The 14,305-nt window shown below is 56.8% G+C and carries 12 protein-coding genes; 6 read left to right on the top strand and 6 right to left on the bottom strand.

The genetic code is table 11. The features are described 5' to 3' along the window. Nucleotides 1-48 precede the first annotated feature (48 nt). Nucleotides 49-1,026 (bottom strand): retron St85 family RNA-directed DNA polymerase, encoded by a 978-nt coding sequence (locus HU773_RS02245; RefSeq protein WP_186625100.1) that lies wholly within the window; start codon nucleotides 1,024-1,026, stop codon nucleotides 49-51. Further along, nucleotides 1,023-2,018: a retron St85 family effector protein gene (locus HU773_RS02240; protein ID WP_186625099.1), complete on the bottom strand. Its 996-nt coding sequence runs from the start codon at nucleotides 2,016-2,018 to the stop codon at nucleotides 1,023-1,025. The genes HU773_RS02245 and HU773_RS02240 overlap by 4 nt, the downstream gene beginning before the upstream one ends. Nucleotides 2,019-3,058: 1,040 nt before the next feature. On the opposite strand from HU773_RS02240, the gene HU773_RS02235 reads away from it, so the two are divergent. After that, on the top strand, nucleotides 3,059-3,349 hold the full coding sequence (locus tag HU773_RS02235; protein WP_057437100.1) for a DUF3077 domain-containing protein: 291 nt from the start codon (nucleotides 3,059-3,061) through the stop codon (nucleotides 3,347-3,349). A 43-nt stretch (nucleotides 3,350-3,392) separates the two neighbouring features. On the opposite strand, the gene HU773_RS02230 is transcribed toward HU773_RS02235, so the two are convergent. Next, nucleotides 3,393-4,190: an AraC family transcriptional regulator gene (locus tag HU773_RS02230; protein ID WP_186625098.1), complete on the bottom strand. Its 798-nt coding sequence runs from the start codon at nucleotides 4,188-4,190 to the stop codon at nucleotides 3,393-3,395. Between the two features lie 119 nt (nucleotides 4,191-4,309). Here HU773_RS02230 and HU773_RS02225 point away from each other — a divergent pair, with 119 nt between their 5' ends. From HU773_RS02225 to HU773_RS02210, 4 genes are all read left to right on the top strand, one after another. Further along, nucleotides 4,310-5,188, top strand: a complete 879-nt coding sequence (locus HU773_RS02225; protein ID WP_186625096.1) for an EamA family transporter — start codon at nucleotides 4,310-4,312, stop codon at nucleotides 5,186-5,188. A gap of 136 nt (nucleotides 5,189-5,324) precedes the next feature. After that, nucleotides 5,325-6,671, top strand: a complete 1,347-nt coding sequence (locus HU773_RS02220) for a CHASE2 domain-containing protein (protein ID WP_186625094.1) — start codon at nucleotides 5,325-5,327, stop codon at nucleotides 6,669-6,671. 37 nt (nucleotides 6,672-6,708) lie between these two features. Continuing rightward, nucleotides 6,709-7,074, top strand: coding sequence for a hypothetical protein (locus HU773_RS02215; protein ID WP_057437096.1), 366 nt, complete (start codon nucleotides 6,709-6,711; stop codon nucleotides 7,072-7,074). 12 nt (nucleotides 7,075-7,086) lie between these two features. Beyond that, on the top strand, nucleotides 7,087-8,652 hold the full coding sequence (locus tag HU773_RS02210; protein ID WP_186625093.1) for a M48 family metallopeptidase: 1,566 nt from the start codon (nucleotides 7,087-7,089) through the stop codon (nucleotides 8,650-8,652). Nucleotides 8,653-8,727: 75 nt separating this feature from the next. On the opposite strand, the gene HU773_RS02205 is transcribed toward HU773_RS02210, so the two are convergent. After that, nucleotides 8,728-10,023 carry an OprD family porin gene (locus tag HU773_RS02205; protein WP_057958017.1) on the bottom strand — a complete coding sequence of 432 codons (1,296 nt, stop codon included), beginning with the start codon at nucleotides 10,021-10,023 and terminating at the stop codon, nucleotides 8,728-8,730. A gap of 460 nt (nucleotides 10,024-10,483) precedes the next feature. On the opposite strand from HU773_RS02205, the gene HU773_RS02200 reads away from it, so the two are divergent. Next, nucleotides 10,484-12,556: a TonB-dependent receptor gene (locus tag HU773_RS02200; protein ID WP_169989230.1), complete on the top strand. Its 2,073-nt coding sequence runs from the start codon at nucleotides 10,484-10,486 to the stop codon at nucleotides 12,554-12,556. Between the two features lie 186 nt (nucleotides 12,557-12,742). On the opposite strand, the gene HU773_RS02195 is transcribed toward HU773_RS02200, so the two are convergent. Both HU773_RS02195 and aguA read right to left on the bottom strand, forming a co-directional pair. Beyond that, nucleotides 12,743-12,955: a hypothetical protein gene (locus HU773_RS02195; RefSeq protein ID WP_057958013.1), complete on the bottom strand. Its 213-nt coding sequence runs from the start codon at nucleotides 12,953-12,955 to the stop codon at nucleotides 12,743-12,745. 243 nt (nucleotides 12,956-13,198) lie between these two features. Continuing rightward, entirely contained in the window at nucleotides 13,199-14,305 is a 1,107-nt protein-coding gene (aguA, locus tag HU773_RS02190) for an agmatine deiminase (protein WP_057437092.1), read from the bottom strand.

The raw sequence follows: 14,305 nt of genomic DNA, 5'->3' as shown, positions 1-14,305 counted from the left end.
CCTCCCCCCGAAAATTGATCACCGGCGGATATTACTTAAAAACGTCACTTACGGGAACTGCCTCTTTATTTCCAGAGACTCAATGACTTTTGGATTAGATTGAAAGGTTTCGATCAAGTACAAAGCCGGCAGACCATACTTGTCAAGTACGGACTTGTAGAATGTAGGCTCAATATATTTTGCAAATGCCAGCAACCCCTTCAAGTTATGCATTTCTTCATCTGTCAGACCTCCTAGGGAGCTCTTGTGGATCAAGGATCGTATATATCGCTTACGCTCTCTTCCTAAAGAAATTTGGTTTTCATTATTTATAACTAGGCCAGTAACATGACGATTACTTTTTTTAGAAGAGAATACAGTTTTTTGTTCATTCACCTTAAGGGTCGGATAAGCGATTTCCTTGCAGATGCTTCTAACGTAGTTTGGCATATTTAGAAGCAAACCCTTCACGTTTGTGGTAAGGGTGATATCGTCTGCATATCGAGTGTAGGTAACTCCTATTTTTTCGCAATAATCTTGGAGCACACAATCAAAACTATACATAAGAGTGTTAGATATAAAAGGAGAAGATGGAGCGCCAATACTTAATCTATATGTAGGATCCTGCTTTCTGGCCCAAAAAAATAATTTTCGGACCATGTATGCGTCTTCAGACGTTATAGCTCCCTTATGTTTCACTATATGATTTATAAGGTCCGCTGGTGCCATCGAAGGAAAAAAATCTGAAAAATCCATTTTAAGTAAATATTGATTCTTTGCATGAGCCTCTGCATTATCCTTAATGCTCAACCCTTCTCTGTAGGCTGCTGCGCATGAATGAACAGGCAATTCGGACAAGAACTCTTCAAGTACCATCCGCTGCATCATTTTTAACACATCACTCGGCTGAGCAATTAACCGAAAGCCTTTTCCGCTCCTCTTAGGTATGGGATAAACCTTGTACCTGTACGGAGCAGTTTTTATAAAGGAGCGCAATTCATTAGCGCTAATCATAAATTTTTGCGAAAGTGATTCAAGAATACTCATACTGCCGCTCCAACTTCAGGTAGTGCTGCTACAACTGGCGGAGGTGGCGTTGATGAAGGCGGTAAGCACACAGCCTTTATCACTTGAAGCCTTTTAGACTCACTATCATTAGTTAAATAGAATCTCATTGCAGAAAGCTTTGCCGCTGTTGGCTCAAATTTCCCAGCGAAATTAACCTTCGCAATGTCTTTAGTGGCATAGTAATACTCTGCATGTCCGCGCTTAGCCATGCCTATGAGCTTGAACTTTGTAAGTAGAAATATAAGCCGCTTCGTCTTTTCTCTTCCGATAGCAAGCCCCAACTTACCAAGAAAACTTTCAATCTCTGTAATTTTTAATGCTTGAAAAGTTTTTACAATTTCATATATTACAAAGCTAACGTGCCCCTCGTTATCTTTATTGAAAAGTTCTGACTTATCTTGATCTGAGACGATGGCTAAAATATCGCTTCGCATTTCAGCCAAAGAATCCTTAAGGGATCCTTTCATATCTACTTTTTCAGTGTTTTCAATTTTTTCCCATGGGTACGCGCACACACTTGACTCTTTAATATCTTGTAAATGCCGAAGAGGGCCAAGCTTAATAAACGAATTTTCCTCATAGTGTTTTTCGTTCACAAAAACTAGAATCTTATTTCGCAGAGCTCTATTTCTTACAAATAACCCTAGCTCAGTAAGCGCTCCAGCACTCTCCAATATTATGACTATAAGGGATGATATGTGGGCTATATCACTTTCAAAGACCAATAGATCACGATATATGGAGTCATGTATCCAGTCCTTAAATTCCTCAGCGAGAGTTATGCTTTCTGCGAGGTCACAACGTGTTTTATTTAGATGCTCGACAAGAGCCCCGCGTACCGACTCGGGCTCAACAAGCTGGACATCAACCTTTCCGCCGCAAAGAAATAGGATCGGTTGATCATGCACAATTCGAGAGGTTTCGAGCGTGATCTGAGCGAGATGTTCTTCCCTTTTATCATCGAACTTCACTGTTATCACTCAAATGCGTGTTTCTTATCTCATGTCACCGCCACCCTAATGGCCTGAGAGAATAGAGGGAGGGCTCTTTACCAAAGATATAGCGACGAAGTCCCGCGTGGGCTTTAGGAGGAGGAACGACGACTGAGGCCCACGCGGGACTTCGTCGCAACTAAAGCCGATCAATAAATTAGAGTCTGGCTATACACCCGACTAGAGCACGAAGCCCCAAAGCACGTAAAGAGACCTCCATTCTAGGGGCGAAGTGCCAGCAGTCAAGGGGGGTGGCGGCTTTTTTTAAAAAAACTCATCTAGGCTGCTTCACTCAAAAACGAGGCAAAGTGGCCTCACACTGAGGCTTAAGGATTAATTCGTTCCTTTCAATTTTAGGCTACTGGATTTCGAAAGAGTGGTCACAATGCTCTCGCTCCAAGATTGCGAATTCAACCATAGACTGGGGCAAGTAAACACTCCAATAGAACGGGGCCAACAATAAGGATAGCCTTGGGGATAAAAAATAAATCTGAACATAAAGTTGTTTATTTACATATAGTTATGATGCTTTTCGACTCTTGGTGCCGCACCATACAAAACGAAGCCTCCACAGAAATGTGGGGGCTTCGTTGTTTCTGGGAATTGGGTTTCAGAACCGCCGAGATTCCGGAGAACTGCTCCACCAGAAAAATCCCACACCCTGCAAGTTGCAGCCCATAAGCCATCGCGCTAACCTCCTCCCCGTCGCTGCTCATCAGTGACCGGGCCTGGAAACCCGATGCTTAAGGACGCTACAGCGTCGTCAATCACTCAGCAGGCGCTTTTTTTATGCCTGTTGTTTGTGCTTTTTGGCGGCTGTACGTGGGAGGCCTTGTGCCTGCCGGGTTCCTTTTGCCTCGGTTTCCAGCCCGCGTACAGCTGCCACCTTTCGCCTGGAAACGTCTGGGGCAGCTCTTTTTGTTCATGCAAAGGGAGTTAGCTATGCCGTACGAAATACCGCCTGAAACCATTCGCTCCTTGGGTAGCATTTGCCGACTTCCACTATCCGGAGGCCAGCAATGAACACTTCCCCCCCAGCAACCACCCTCGGTGCCGTAACCTTCGCAGACTGTGGCGAAAGCAAACACGATATGAAGGTCTTCCGCGTCAATGCCGGCATTCCCTTCCAGGAAGCCCTTGAACACGCCTCCCACCTGCTCTACTACGCCAATGTTCTCTCGCTCGATGCCGCCATGGATGTAGACGGGGAAAAGTATGCGTTTTCTTCGCACTACCTGGGCGAAATGGGTAAAGCGATCCTCGACGATGTGCTCCTGGCCATGCAGCCCGAGGGGCCTGAGCCGCAGTAAGCCGTTCGCGCCCGATGCTGTGCGTCGGGCGCCTAAATGCTCATTAGGCCTGAGCCCAAGCAACCGAACTCTTCGCAAAGTACCGACTAGGCACCTCCCCCAACACCCGCCTGAAAACACTCGTAAACGCACTCGAGCTGCTATACCCCAAATCAATCGCCACCCGCGTCACCGACTCCCCGTTCCCCAACCTGACCACCGCCGCCAACAGGCAGGCTTGCTGGCGCCATTCCACAAAGCTGATGCCCGTCTGCTGGCGAAACAAGCGGGTGAAGGTGCGGCGGCTCATGCCGAGGCGCTGGGTCATGTCGTCGATGCTGGTTTCCAGTGATGGCTGTTCCAGCAGGTGGCGGCAGATGGGGGCCAGCCGGGGGTCGTTGGGGAGTGGGGCGTTGAGTGACAGGGGGCGCATGTCGGCTATTTCGTCGAGCAGCAGGGTCATCAGACGGCCGTGCAGATGGTCCTTTTCGTACAGCGCCGGTATGTCGATGGCGCGGGTCAGCAGTTCGCGCAGCAGCGTCGATACGCCGAATACCTGGCACTGCACGGGCAGGTTCAGGCGGGTTGCGGCATGGGGGCGGATGTAGGTGTTGAGCATGGTCACCGGGCCGCTCATGCTCATTTCGTGGGGCACGCCCGCCGGGACCCAGATGGCGCGGTGGGGTGGCACCACCCAGTTGCCCTGTTGGGTGAAGACGGTGATCACGCCGCAGGCGGCGTAGGCGAATTGCCCGCGGCGATGGGTATGCACCGCAAAGTGCTGGCCATCGGCATAGTCGTTGGCGGTGACCACGGCGTCGCGGGGGGTGTTTTCGTAGGGGTCGATGTCAGTTTGGCGCATGGCCCGAATTTAATGATTTATGACCTGATAGTGCAAGCGAGCCATCGCGCCTATTGCGCATAGTTGCGCCTTGGCTGGCGCACACAGGTGCCGGCGCTGCTTTGTGGAATCAGAACACCATGCAAAAGAAGCATCTGGCCCTGGCCGTGTTGGTGACGGCTGTCTGGGGGCTGAATTTTCCGATTACCAAGTTGGGGCTGGCGGGGGTTGATCCGCTGTTGCTGACTGCGCTGCGCTTTACGTTGGCGGCGTTGCCGTGGGTGTTTTTTGTGCGGCGCCCGGCCATTGCCATGAAGTGGTTGGTGGCCTACGGGCTGATTTTCGGGGTGGCAATGTGGGCCTTGATCAACCTGGGGATTGAATGGGGTGTACCGCCAGGTACGGCAGCCTTGTTGATCCAGTTCAGTGCGTTTTTTACCCTGGGTTGGGGGGTGTTGTTGTTTCGCGAGCAACTGAGCGTCGGCCAGATCCTCGGGGTGGCGCTGGCGGCTGTAGGACTGGTCGGTATTATCGCCAGCAGCCCGGGCGAGGCGACAACCCTGGGTTATGGCCTGTTGCTGGTAAGTGCGTTCAGTTGGAGTGTGGGCAACGTCATCATCAAGCAATCAAAAGTGCGCGAGATGTTTGCCTTTGTGGTGTGGGCCAGTCTGTTCCCGCCGCTGCCGTTGCTGCTGCTGACGTGGCTGGCCCATGGATCGGCGCCGTTCACTGCGCTGGTCACCCATATGGAGTGGCTGACGGTGTTCTCGCTGTTGTTCCAGGTGTACGCGGCCACGCACTTTTGTTACTGGGGCTGGAACCTGCTGCTGCGCGAGTACCCGGTCTCCAAAGTGGCGCCGTTGTCGTTGCTGATCCCGGTGTTTGGCGTCACCGGCTCCATGCTGTTGCTGGGGCATCAGGTCGATCTCAACGAGGGAATCTCGATTGCGCTGATTTTGTCGGCCTTGGCAGTGGGGCTAGTGAAATGGCGCCCAGCGAGGACGTCATCTGCCGCTTGATGCCAAGGGCGACGCGCGCAAGATGGCACTTAGCCATATTTCTAATTGACACCCCCCTCCCCGTCCTTTAAAACCCATGCATTCGCTGCGGGAACCCTGCCCCCAACAGCACCCGCCGTTTTTTATCGAGACATGGATGTCGAAGAACCCGCCGCTTTTTAATCGTCGTCGCTATTTGCTCGCGTTTTTTATCGTGTTGCTGGCGGTGCTCGACCCCTTCGGCCTGGCCAGTTCCAGTGACAAGGCATCCGCCCAGTGGCTCAACCGGATGTTCTCCAGCAATTACCCGAGCACCGGCCAGCAACATATCACCGTGGTGTTGATCGACGACGCCTACCTGATGCGCAACAACACCTCATGGCCGATGCCGTATAGCGAGCAGAGCAAGTTGTTCAAGCGCTTGCTGGCCTACAAGCCCAAGGCGGTGTTTGTGGATTTGCTGTACAGCCACGATCACTCCCTGGGCGACCCGACGCGGGGCAGCCAGTTGTTGGCGAATGTGTTCGAGCGCTATCAGCGCCGGGGCATTCCGTTGCTTCTTGCCAACACCGGGGTGACACGGGGCGAGAATGGGCAGGCCAATACCCTCGAGCAATTTTCCGCGTTCAGCCAGCCAGGGCTGGTGGTCTGGGACGGTGTGGACGACAAGTACCCCTTGGCGATGCCGACCGCGCTGGGGGTAATGGAAACCCCGGCCCTGGCGCTGTACCGCCAGTTCTGCAAGGGCCAGCCGTGTGCCGACCAACTGCCGCGGGATGCTGAAGCCGCTGCACAGCTACAGCCGATCGCCGTGCAGTGGGGCTTGAAGCTGGCGCCGCAGCAGGCGCAGATCGCGGATATCCGGCACTGCGCACCACCGCGCAACTTTGTGCTGGATTGGGTCGCGCAATTGTTCCAGGCGGTGTTCTGGAAACTCGACGACTCCGCCCAGGCACGCTGCCCGTATAGCCTGACCCTGTCGGCCAGCGACCTGGAGGTCAGCTCGCCGGAAGACCAGGCGTTGGTGGCCGGGTTGCTGCGCGACCGCCTGGTGATGGTCGGGGCCAGTATCACCTCCACCGGCGACCTGGTGCAGTCGCCCGTGCATGGCCTGATCCCCGGGGTGTACCTGCATGCCATGGCCCTGGACAACCTGATCAACAAGGGCATGGATTACGACCGCGAGCCGGCCAATTTCCCGAGGTTGAACCTGCACTGGGTAGACGTCCTGGAGCTTGGGCTGCTGGCGCTGATTATTGTGCTCAAGGCCCTGCATGCACGGCGCCTGGCCGGTTTGCAAACCTGGACTCGCTGGCGGGATCACGAAACCCGCTTCTTCACCTCGCCCTACCCGTCGTGGGGGCTGGTGATGCTGGTGCTGCTGGCGGTGTGCTGGGTGCTGTATCTGAACCACATCACCCTGGTCAACGTGCTGGGTATTGTTTTGCTGTCATTGGCGCTGTTCAGCGAGCGGATCGAAGCTTTCTTCGACCGTGGCCGCTGAGGGTGCCGCCATGTCGTCTCACTCAAGGAAACCAAGGATGAACAGAATCCTCATCGTGTTACTCGCCGCGCTCTACAGCCAGGGTGTGCTGGCCGAAACCCACGTCATCAAGGAGTTCCTGGCCGACCCGGTGGAGGTGGTGGACGAGCAGGGCAAGCTGCAGCGGGAAATCGCCCGTAAAGACACCCCCAAGCAACCCGTTCAGGTGTTGAAACTCAACAAGGAACTGGAACTGGTCCAGGTGGAGCTGGCTGGGCAGAAAGTCTGGCTGGATACCGGGGACCTGCGCATCGAGCCGCCCTTCCACGTCACCGAGCTGCCGTGCCAGCTCATGCCCCAAAGCCTGGCCAAGGACAGTAACAACAAGTCCACCCTCGGCTACGGTGCCGGCTGCAATCAATAAGGGAGTATCGCGGTGAAGGGATATCTATTGCTGGCCAGTGCATTGCTCAGCGGCTGCGCCACCTTGAAGGGGGCAGACCAGGCGTTTATGAACCTGGTGGGGCCATCGACGCAGTCGCGCGTCGAAGGCCACTATGTGGATAACGCCGACGTGCGCCAGTACTACAAGCTCGACCCGCAGCGCGCGGGCCAGCAGCGCTTGAGCTACGACGGCCGCACCGTACCTGCCGCCGAGGCGCGCCAGCAGAACCTGGTGGATATCCCAATGCTGCAGGTGTACTTGCAGGGCATCGTCACGCGCCTGTCCAAGGGCTGGCCGGGGCAGTTGCCGCTGTTGCAGGTGAAGATCACCGACAGCTACACCTTCGGGCCGTCGGCGGACCCGTACGGCAATATCTTCGTGCCCCTGGGCATGCTGGAAAACGTCGGCAGCGAAGATGAAATCGCCGCCATGCTCGGCCATGAAATGAGCCATGTGCTGCTGCATCACCACGACCGCGCCGCTGCCTTCCAGCAGCAGAAGGATATGTTCACCACCGTGGCGTCCACTGTGGCCCTGGCAACCGTGGCGGCCAACACCGGGGTGGACCGCAGTTCGGGCACCATGAAACTGTTCAGCAAGGACCCGGCCGGCACGCAAAAAACCATCGGCAATACCGTGTTGTATACCTCGCTGGCCAACAGCTTTTCCGACAACGTGTGGAGCACTGCGTGGGGCCGCAGCCAGGAAGACCAGGCCGACCTGCTCGGCACCGACCTGATGATCCGGGCCGGCTACGCGCCCCGTGCGGCCACCCACAGCCTGGAGCGCCTGAATGATTTCCAGGGCAAGCAGAAACCATTGCTGACGGGTTTTCTCACCGCCCGCAAGGATGCGATGCAAGACTCATTGCAGCAGTTCAACCTCGACCGCTTTACCAAGGAGCTGGACGTGCTGGTCAAGGACGGCCTGACCAATACCATCACCGCCACCACCGATTACTTCAACCGCTCCCACATGTCCGCCATCGACCGTGACACCGAGCTGCGCCAGTACCTGCAACGCGAGTACCGCAAGGAGCGCCGCGCCCGGGTCAACACCACGAACTGGCCGAAGGTGCGTGACGCCGCCCCTGTGGCCAAGGCCATGCAGGGTTACAAGGACGCCTACGCCGCCACCGCTGCCCTGGCAAAAAACAAGGTGCCCGAAGCCGATGCGTTTATCCGGCGCGCCTTGAGTTCACCGGTCAAGGACCAGCCAAACATCCGCCGCACCGCCTACGCCGTGCGCCTGGCCCAGGGCAAAAACGCCGAGGCGCTCCAGCAATTGCAGGCGATCAAGGACTGGTCCCTGGCCGGGCCTTCGACCTATGACTTGATGATCAGCTACTACCTCAAGCGCGGCGATGGCAAGGCCGCGCTGGCCATGATCGACACAGCCGAGCGCCACTTGGGTTCGGAAGAGTTGTTTATCACCGAGAAGCTGCTGGCCAATCAGCAACTGCAGAACACCCAACAGGTGCAAAGCGTACTGCGCAAATGCGGGCAGTACCCGACACGCAAGGCCAACTGCCAGAAGTTGGCGCAGGTCAAGGCGTAAGGTTTCAGGCAGCCATAAAAAAACCCCGACACGTCGGGGTTTTTTATTGCCTGGTATCAGGCACGACGCACGATCTTAGAACACGTTGATCGGGTAGTCGGCGAACAGACGGATTTCGTTACCACCAACGTTGTAGTTGTTGGCGTTGGTCGAAACACGCAACCAGGAGGCACGGGCACGCAGGCTCAGGTCTTTAGCCGGGCCGCTCTGTACCACGTACTTGAACTGGTTGAAGATTTCACGCTCGGTGCCATCGCCACGGTTGCTACCGTCGTCGATGTTGGTGCCGCGCACGTAAGCGATGTTGTAGCTCAGGCCCGGTACGCCAAAGGTGGTGAAGTCAATGCCGTAGCCGACCTGCCAGGAGCGCTCGTCTTTACCGTTGAAGTCAGACCAGAAGGAGTTGGCCAGCAGGATGGTGTTACCACCGTCGCCGATACCACTACCCTTGGTGTTGTTACGGTAGCCGCCGTACATGTAGCCGGTGTCACCGGTGCTGCGCTGGTGTGCCAGGGTCAGGCTGTGCGGACCGAAGGCCCAAGTGGCGCCCAAACTCCAGATTTTATTGTCGCGAGCGTCGGCATCACCTTGAGTCAGCTGGGCGAAGCTCTTGTCCAGCTTGGTCTTGTAGCCGTTGAAGTCAAACGTCAGGGACTGCTCTTGCGGCAGGGCCAGCACGTAGTTGACGTTGACGTATTGCTTCTTCAGCACGTCTTCCATGTCGGATGCGTACAGCGCGGCCGACAGGCTTTCGGTGAATTTGTAGCTACCGCCCAGGTAGGCGATGTTTTTCAGGTTGCCGCTGTCGGTGCCTTCGGCGCCTTTTTGGGCTTCCTTGGTGAAGTAACCGCCTTGCAGCTCCAGACCCTTGATCTCTTTGGAAACGATCGAGGTACCGGTGTAGGTTTCCGACAACAGACGGGAGTTGTCGTACTGCAGGACCGGCACGGCTGGCATCTGGTCACCGTACTTCAGTACGGTGCTGGAGATGCGTGCCTTGACGGCTGCGCCGCCCTTGGCCAGGTCGTGTGGTGCTGCGCCGCTGTCGCCTTGCTTGAAGAAGTTGATGCCACCAGCGCCGCTGCGACCTTTACCACCGTCCAGACGGATGGCGTATTGGCCGATCACGTCCACACCCACACCGACGGTGCCTTGGGTGAAGCCGGACTCAAACTTACCGATAAAGCCTTGGCCCCATTCAGCTTTATCTTTACCGCCGTCTTTGTAATCGCGGCTGATATACGCATTACGCGCCGCGATGTTCAGGTGGCTGTCTTCCACGAAGCCTTTGGATTGCTCCTGGTCGTTTGCCATTGCCTGAGTAGCGCTCAAAATCCCCAGAGCAATCAGACCCATCCGTTTATTCAACATTTTCTTATTCCTTATTACTGGTTGAGTACGCGCTGTGACACCTGGCTCCATTTGGCTTTTTTGGTATCAACTTTCCCCGGATAAAAAAAGGCCCGCGGACGACCGAATATGCCGCGGGCCTTTTTTTATAGGGAAGTCATGGCGGTTAGCCACAGGCGTTGAGGCGAATCCTATCCGCGCCCTCAGCCGCATGTCAATTTAGTGAATCGTCTGTATTTAGGCAAAAAAAGTCTAAGCGATATTATTTAGCCATTATTTACGCGATATATACGCTCGGCCAATTCATCGCCTGAATAAGCCGCTGGTGGGTAACGCATTTTCCCCTGCGGCGTAAAATTCTATAAAAAACACATCTTGAAACATTTGTTTTCGTGGAAGGTCGAGGAATGATTAACGCGCGCAAATAGCAAGCATTATCATTCGCGCGTTTTCTTCCTCCTTCTTACGGATACGCCCCTAGATGCCTGCCTCTCGCCTGACGCCCATAACCCTTGGGCTTTCCGCACTGCTGTGCGCCGGATTTGCCTGCGCCGCGACCACACTGCCCGCCACCTCCATCAGCGCCGAAGCTGACGAGGACGACCCGCGCGTCAAAGACACCAACACCGCCACGCGCACAAGCACGCCGGTGCGCTACGTGCCCCAGGCGATCGACTCGGTAAAGACCGAGAACCTGCGCGCCTACGGCACCAACGATCTGGGCCAGGCCCTGAGTGGCATCCCCAACGTCAGCAGCGGCGCCGACACGCGCTTCGACAGTTTGCGCATCCGTGGCTTCGATGCCAGCAACGACTTCTACCTCGATGGCATCCGCGACGACAGCCAGTACGTACGCGACCTGCACAACATCGAACGCATCGACGTGCTCAAGGGCCCCGCCGCCGTGTTGTACGGCCGTGGTGGCCAGGGCGGGATCGTCAACCGCGTCAGCAAAATGCCCCAGGCCGGGCGTGCTTCCAGCCTCGAGGCCCAAGGCGGCACGAACGGGCTGCGCAGTCTGTACACCGACTTGAGCGCTGACCCGACCGAGAACATCAGCCTGCGCCTGAACATGGGCAACGAGGACACCGACAGCTTCCGCGACGGCATCAGCGGCAACCGCAAACTGTTCGCGCCGTCGATAAGCTGGCAACTGACCCCGCAACTGAACTGGCTGGTGCAATACGAATACAGCCGCTACGACCGCACCCCGGACCGTGGCATCCCCGGCGTGCGCGGGCGTCCGGCCGATGTGAGCCGCGACACCACCTACGGCGACCCACGGGACTATATCGACGACACCACCCAGTCCCTGCGCTCCAAGCTCGCCTATGAACTCAACGACAGCTGGCAACTGCGCCACACCCTGGGCGTGTTCAAGCTCGACAGTGACTTCGACAATACCTACCTGAACGGCTACGACCCCAAGACCAACACCGTCGCGCGCCAGCGCTGGCAGCAAGACCTGACGACGCGCAACGTATTCAATAACGTCGAACTCGAAGGTGGCTTCAATACCTTTGGCCTGGAACACCGCCTGCTGACCGGCGTGGAGCTGGGCAGCCAGCGCCGTGATCCGAAGTTGTACAGCGCGGTAACGGCCACAGTGCCCGGCCTCGATCTGAACCACCCCAACCGCCACCTGAGCCATACCGGGCCGATGACGATCTCGAGCAACAACCACACCGAGGTCGAAAGCCAAGGCCTGTATGTGCAGGACCAACTGCGCCTGAACGATCAGTGGCAGTTGCTCGCAGGTTTGCGCTACGACCGTTTTGAAGTGGACACCACCAATAAAATCATCAACCTGGGCAAAAAGGTCGACAGCCACAACACTAGCCCACGGCTGGGCGTGGTGTGGACGCCAGTGGAGAACCATTCGTTCTACGCGTCGTGGAGCAAGACGTTTTCCCCCACCGGCGGCGGCCTGATCGGCATCACCCCGAATGCGAAGGACAATACCAATGACCTGAGCCCCGAGCTGACCAAGCAAAAGGAAATCGGGGTCAAGAGCGACTGGTTCGACGACCGCTTGAGCACCACCCTCGCCGTGTATGAACTGGAACTCTACAACCGCCGCACCCGCGACCCGGAGAAACCACTGATCACCCTGCTCAGCGGCCTCCAGCGTTCCCGTGGTATCGAGCTGACCACCACCGGCAAAATCGCCGGCAACTGGTATGTACGCGGCGGCATCGGCGTACAGGATGCCAAGGTGGTGAAAGACAACAATAGCTTTGAAGGCAAACGCATCAGCGACGTGGCCAAGCGCAACGCCAGCCTGTTCGTTACCTGGAAACCGGAAATGGGCTGGTACGCCGAAACCGGCCTGACCCTGGTGGGTGATCGTTATGCCGATAACGCCAACACCGTGGTGTTGCCGGGCTATGGCCGCTGGGACGCCCTGGCCGGGTTCCGGCACAAGGACTGGGATGTGAAGGCGGCGCTCAATAACATCAGCGACAAGACGTACTACGCGTCGGCGACCAGCGCCAACCAGATCCAGTTTGGTGAGCCGCGCAGCCTGGTGGTAACGGGGACGTACAACTTCTAAGCCACATGCGGCTCATGGGGGAGCGGGCTTGTCGGATCGCCGCATCGCCGCGAAGACGTCGGCCCAGCCAACATTGATGTTGACTGACCCACTGCTTTCGCGAGCAAGCCCGCTCCCACAGGGGATCTGCGCTTAACTGACTGGCATTAGGGCAAGCCCGCTCCCACACTTGCAGATCAGTGGCAGTCAGTTGCGGATCAATTCGCATAGCACTTGCACCTCATCCTCACTGAACAACCCCAGCGGGTAGCGCTCACTCATCACCCTGCGTGGATCAGCCTGCCGGATCCGGCGCGAGCCGTTTTCCTTCAACCAGAGTGCCAGCGCGTGAATCGCTTCGCCCCGAACTGCCAGGGGGTGGGGCGCGCGTGTATAGACCAGGTTGATATCGGCGTTCATTTCAGCGCTCTCTCCTACTGCTTGAGCGGCTAACTTACTCAAGGTTTATGACAGAACTGTGCAGTCACAAACCCCGATCACTGTCACAACGCCGATACAAGAGCTATGCCAATAAGCCCGATTTACGGGCTTGCACACACAAAAAAGCCCACGGCCCCAATGGGCCGTGGGCTTGTTGTTATTGCCCAGTGCAGTGGCTGACGATCAGCCGTCGTACGGCGAAATCGCCTGTTACAAGTGCACTCAGTTTTTGTGCGGCGCGGGCTGTTGTTGGGTCAGACAGTGGATATTGCCGCCCCCCAGTAACAGTTCACGACCTGGCACCATCACCACTTCATGTTGCGGGAACAGACCCTGAAGGATTTCCTCGGCGCGGCTGTCCAGCGGGTCATCAAAACTCGGCGCGATGATGCCGCCGTTGACGATCAGAAAGTTGACGTAGGAACCGGCCAAACGCACGGTCGGATTACGCTCCTGGGAACCGTCCACCGGATCGACACCGGCGCACTCTTCCTCAGTGGCGTACAACGGCCCCGGGATCGGCATTTTATGTACGATAAACGCGCGGCCCTTGGCGTCTGTGCTGTTTTGCAGCACGTCCATGGCGGCATGGCAGCGTGCATAGTTCGGGTCTTGCGGGTCGTCGGTCCACGCCAGCAAGACTTCGCCCGGGCGCACGTAGCAGCAGAAGTTATCCACATGGCCGTCGGTTTCGTCGTTGAACAGACCGTCGGGCAGCCAGATGATCTTATCCACAGCCAGGTTGGCGCTGAGGACCGCTTCGATCTCTTCGCGGCCCAGGTGCGGGTTGCGATTACGATTAAGCAGGCATTCCTCGGTGGTGATCAGCGTGCCTTCACCATCAACGTGGATCGAGCCGCCCTCCAGCACAAAACCTTCGGTGCGATAACGCGGGCTGCGCTCGATCTCAAGGATCTTGCCGCCCACCTGGGAATCGCGGTTCCACGGGGCATACAAGCCACCGTCAAACCCGCCCCAGGCGTTGAAATCCCAGTTCACGCCACGCACTTCGCCCTGGTCATTGATCACGAAGGTCGGCCCGCTGTCGCGTACCCACGCATCGTCGCTGGACATCTCCACCACTCGGATATTCGGCACATCCAGGCGCGCCCGGGCGTTTTCGTACTGGCCGGCGGAGACCGCAACCGTCACCGGTTCAAAACGCGCAATGGCCTTGGCCACTGCCGCATGGGCCGCCTGCGCCGGCTTGCCGCCCAGGCGCCAGTTGTCGGGACGCTCGGGCCAGATCATCCAGGCCTGGGTCTGGGGCGCCCACTCGGCTGGCATATAAAAGCCGTCAGCGCGAGGCGTGCTGTGCAAAGTGGTCAT

Origin of the sequence: Pseudomonas shahriarae, from assembly GCF_014268455.2 — a bacterium.
In the GTDB taxonomy this organism is placed as follows: Bacteria; Pseudomonadota; Gammaproteobacteria; order Pseudomonadales; family Pseudomonadaceae; genus Aquipseudomonas; species Aquipseudomonas shahriarae.
Note: the sequence above shows the minus strand (reverse complement) of the source record. Positions and strands in the feature narration are given on the sequence as shown.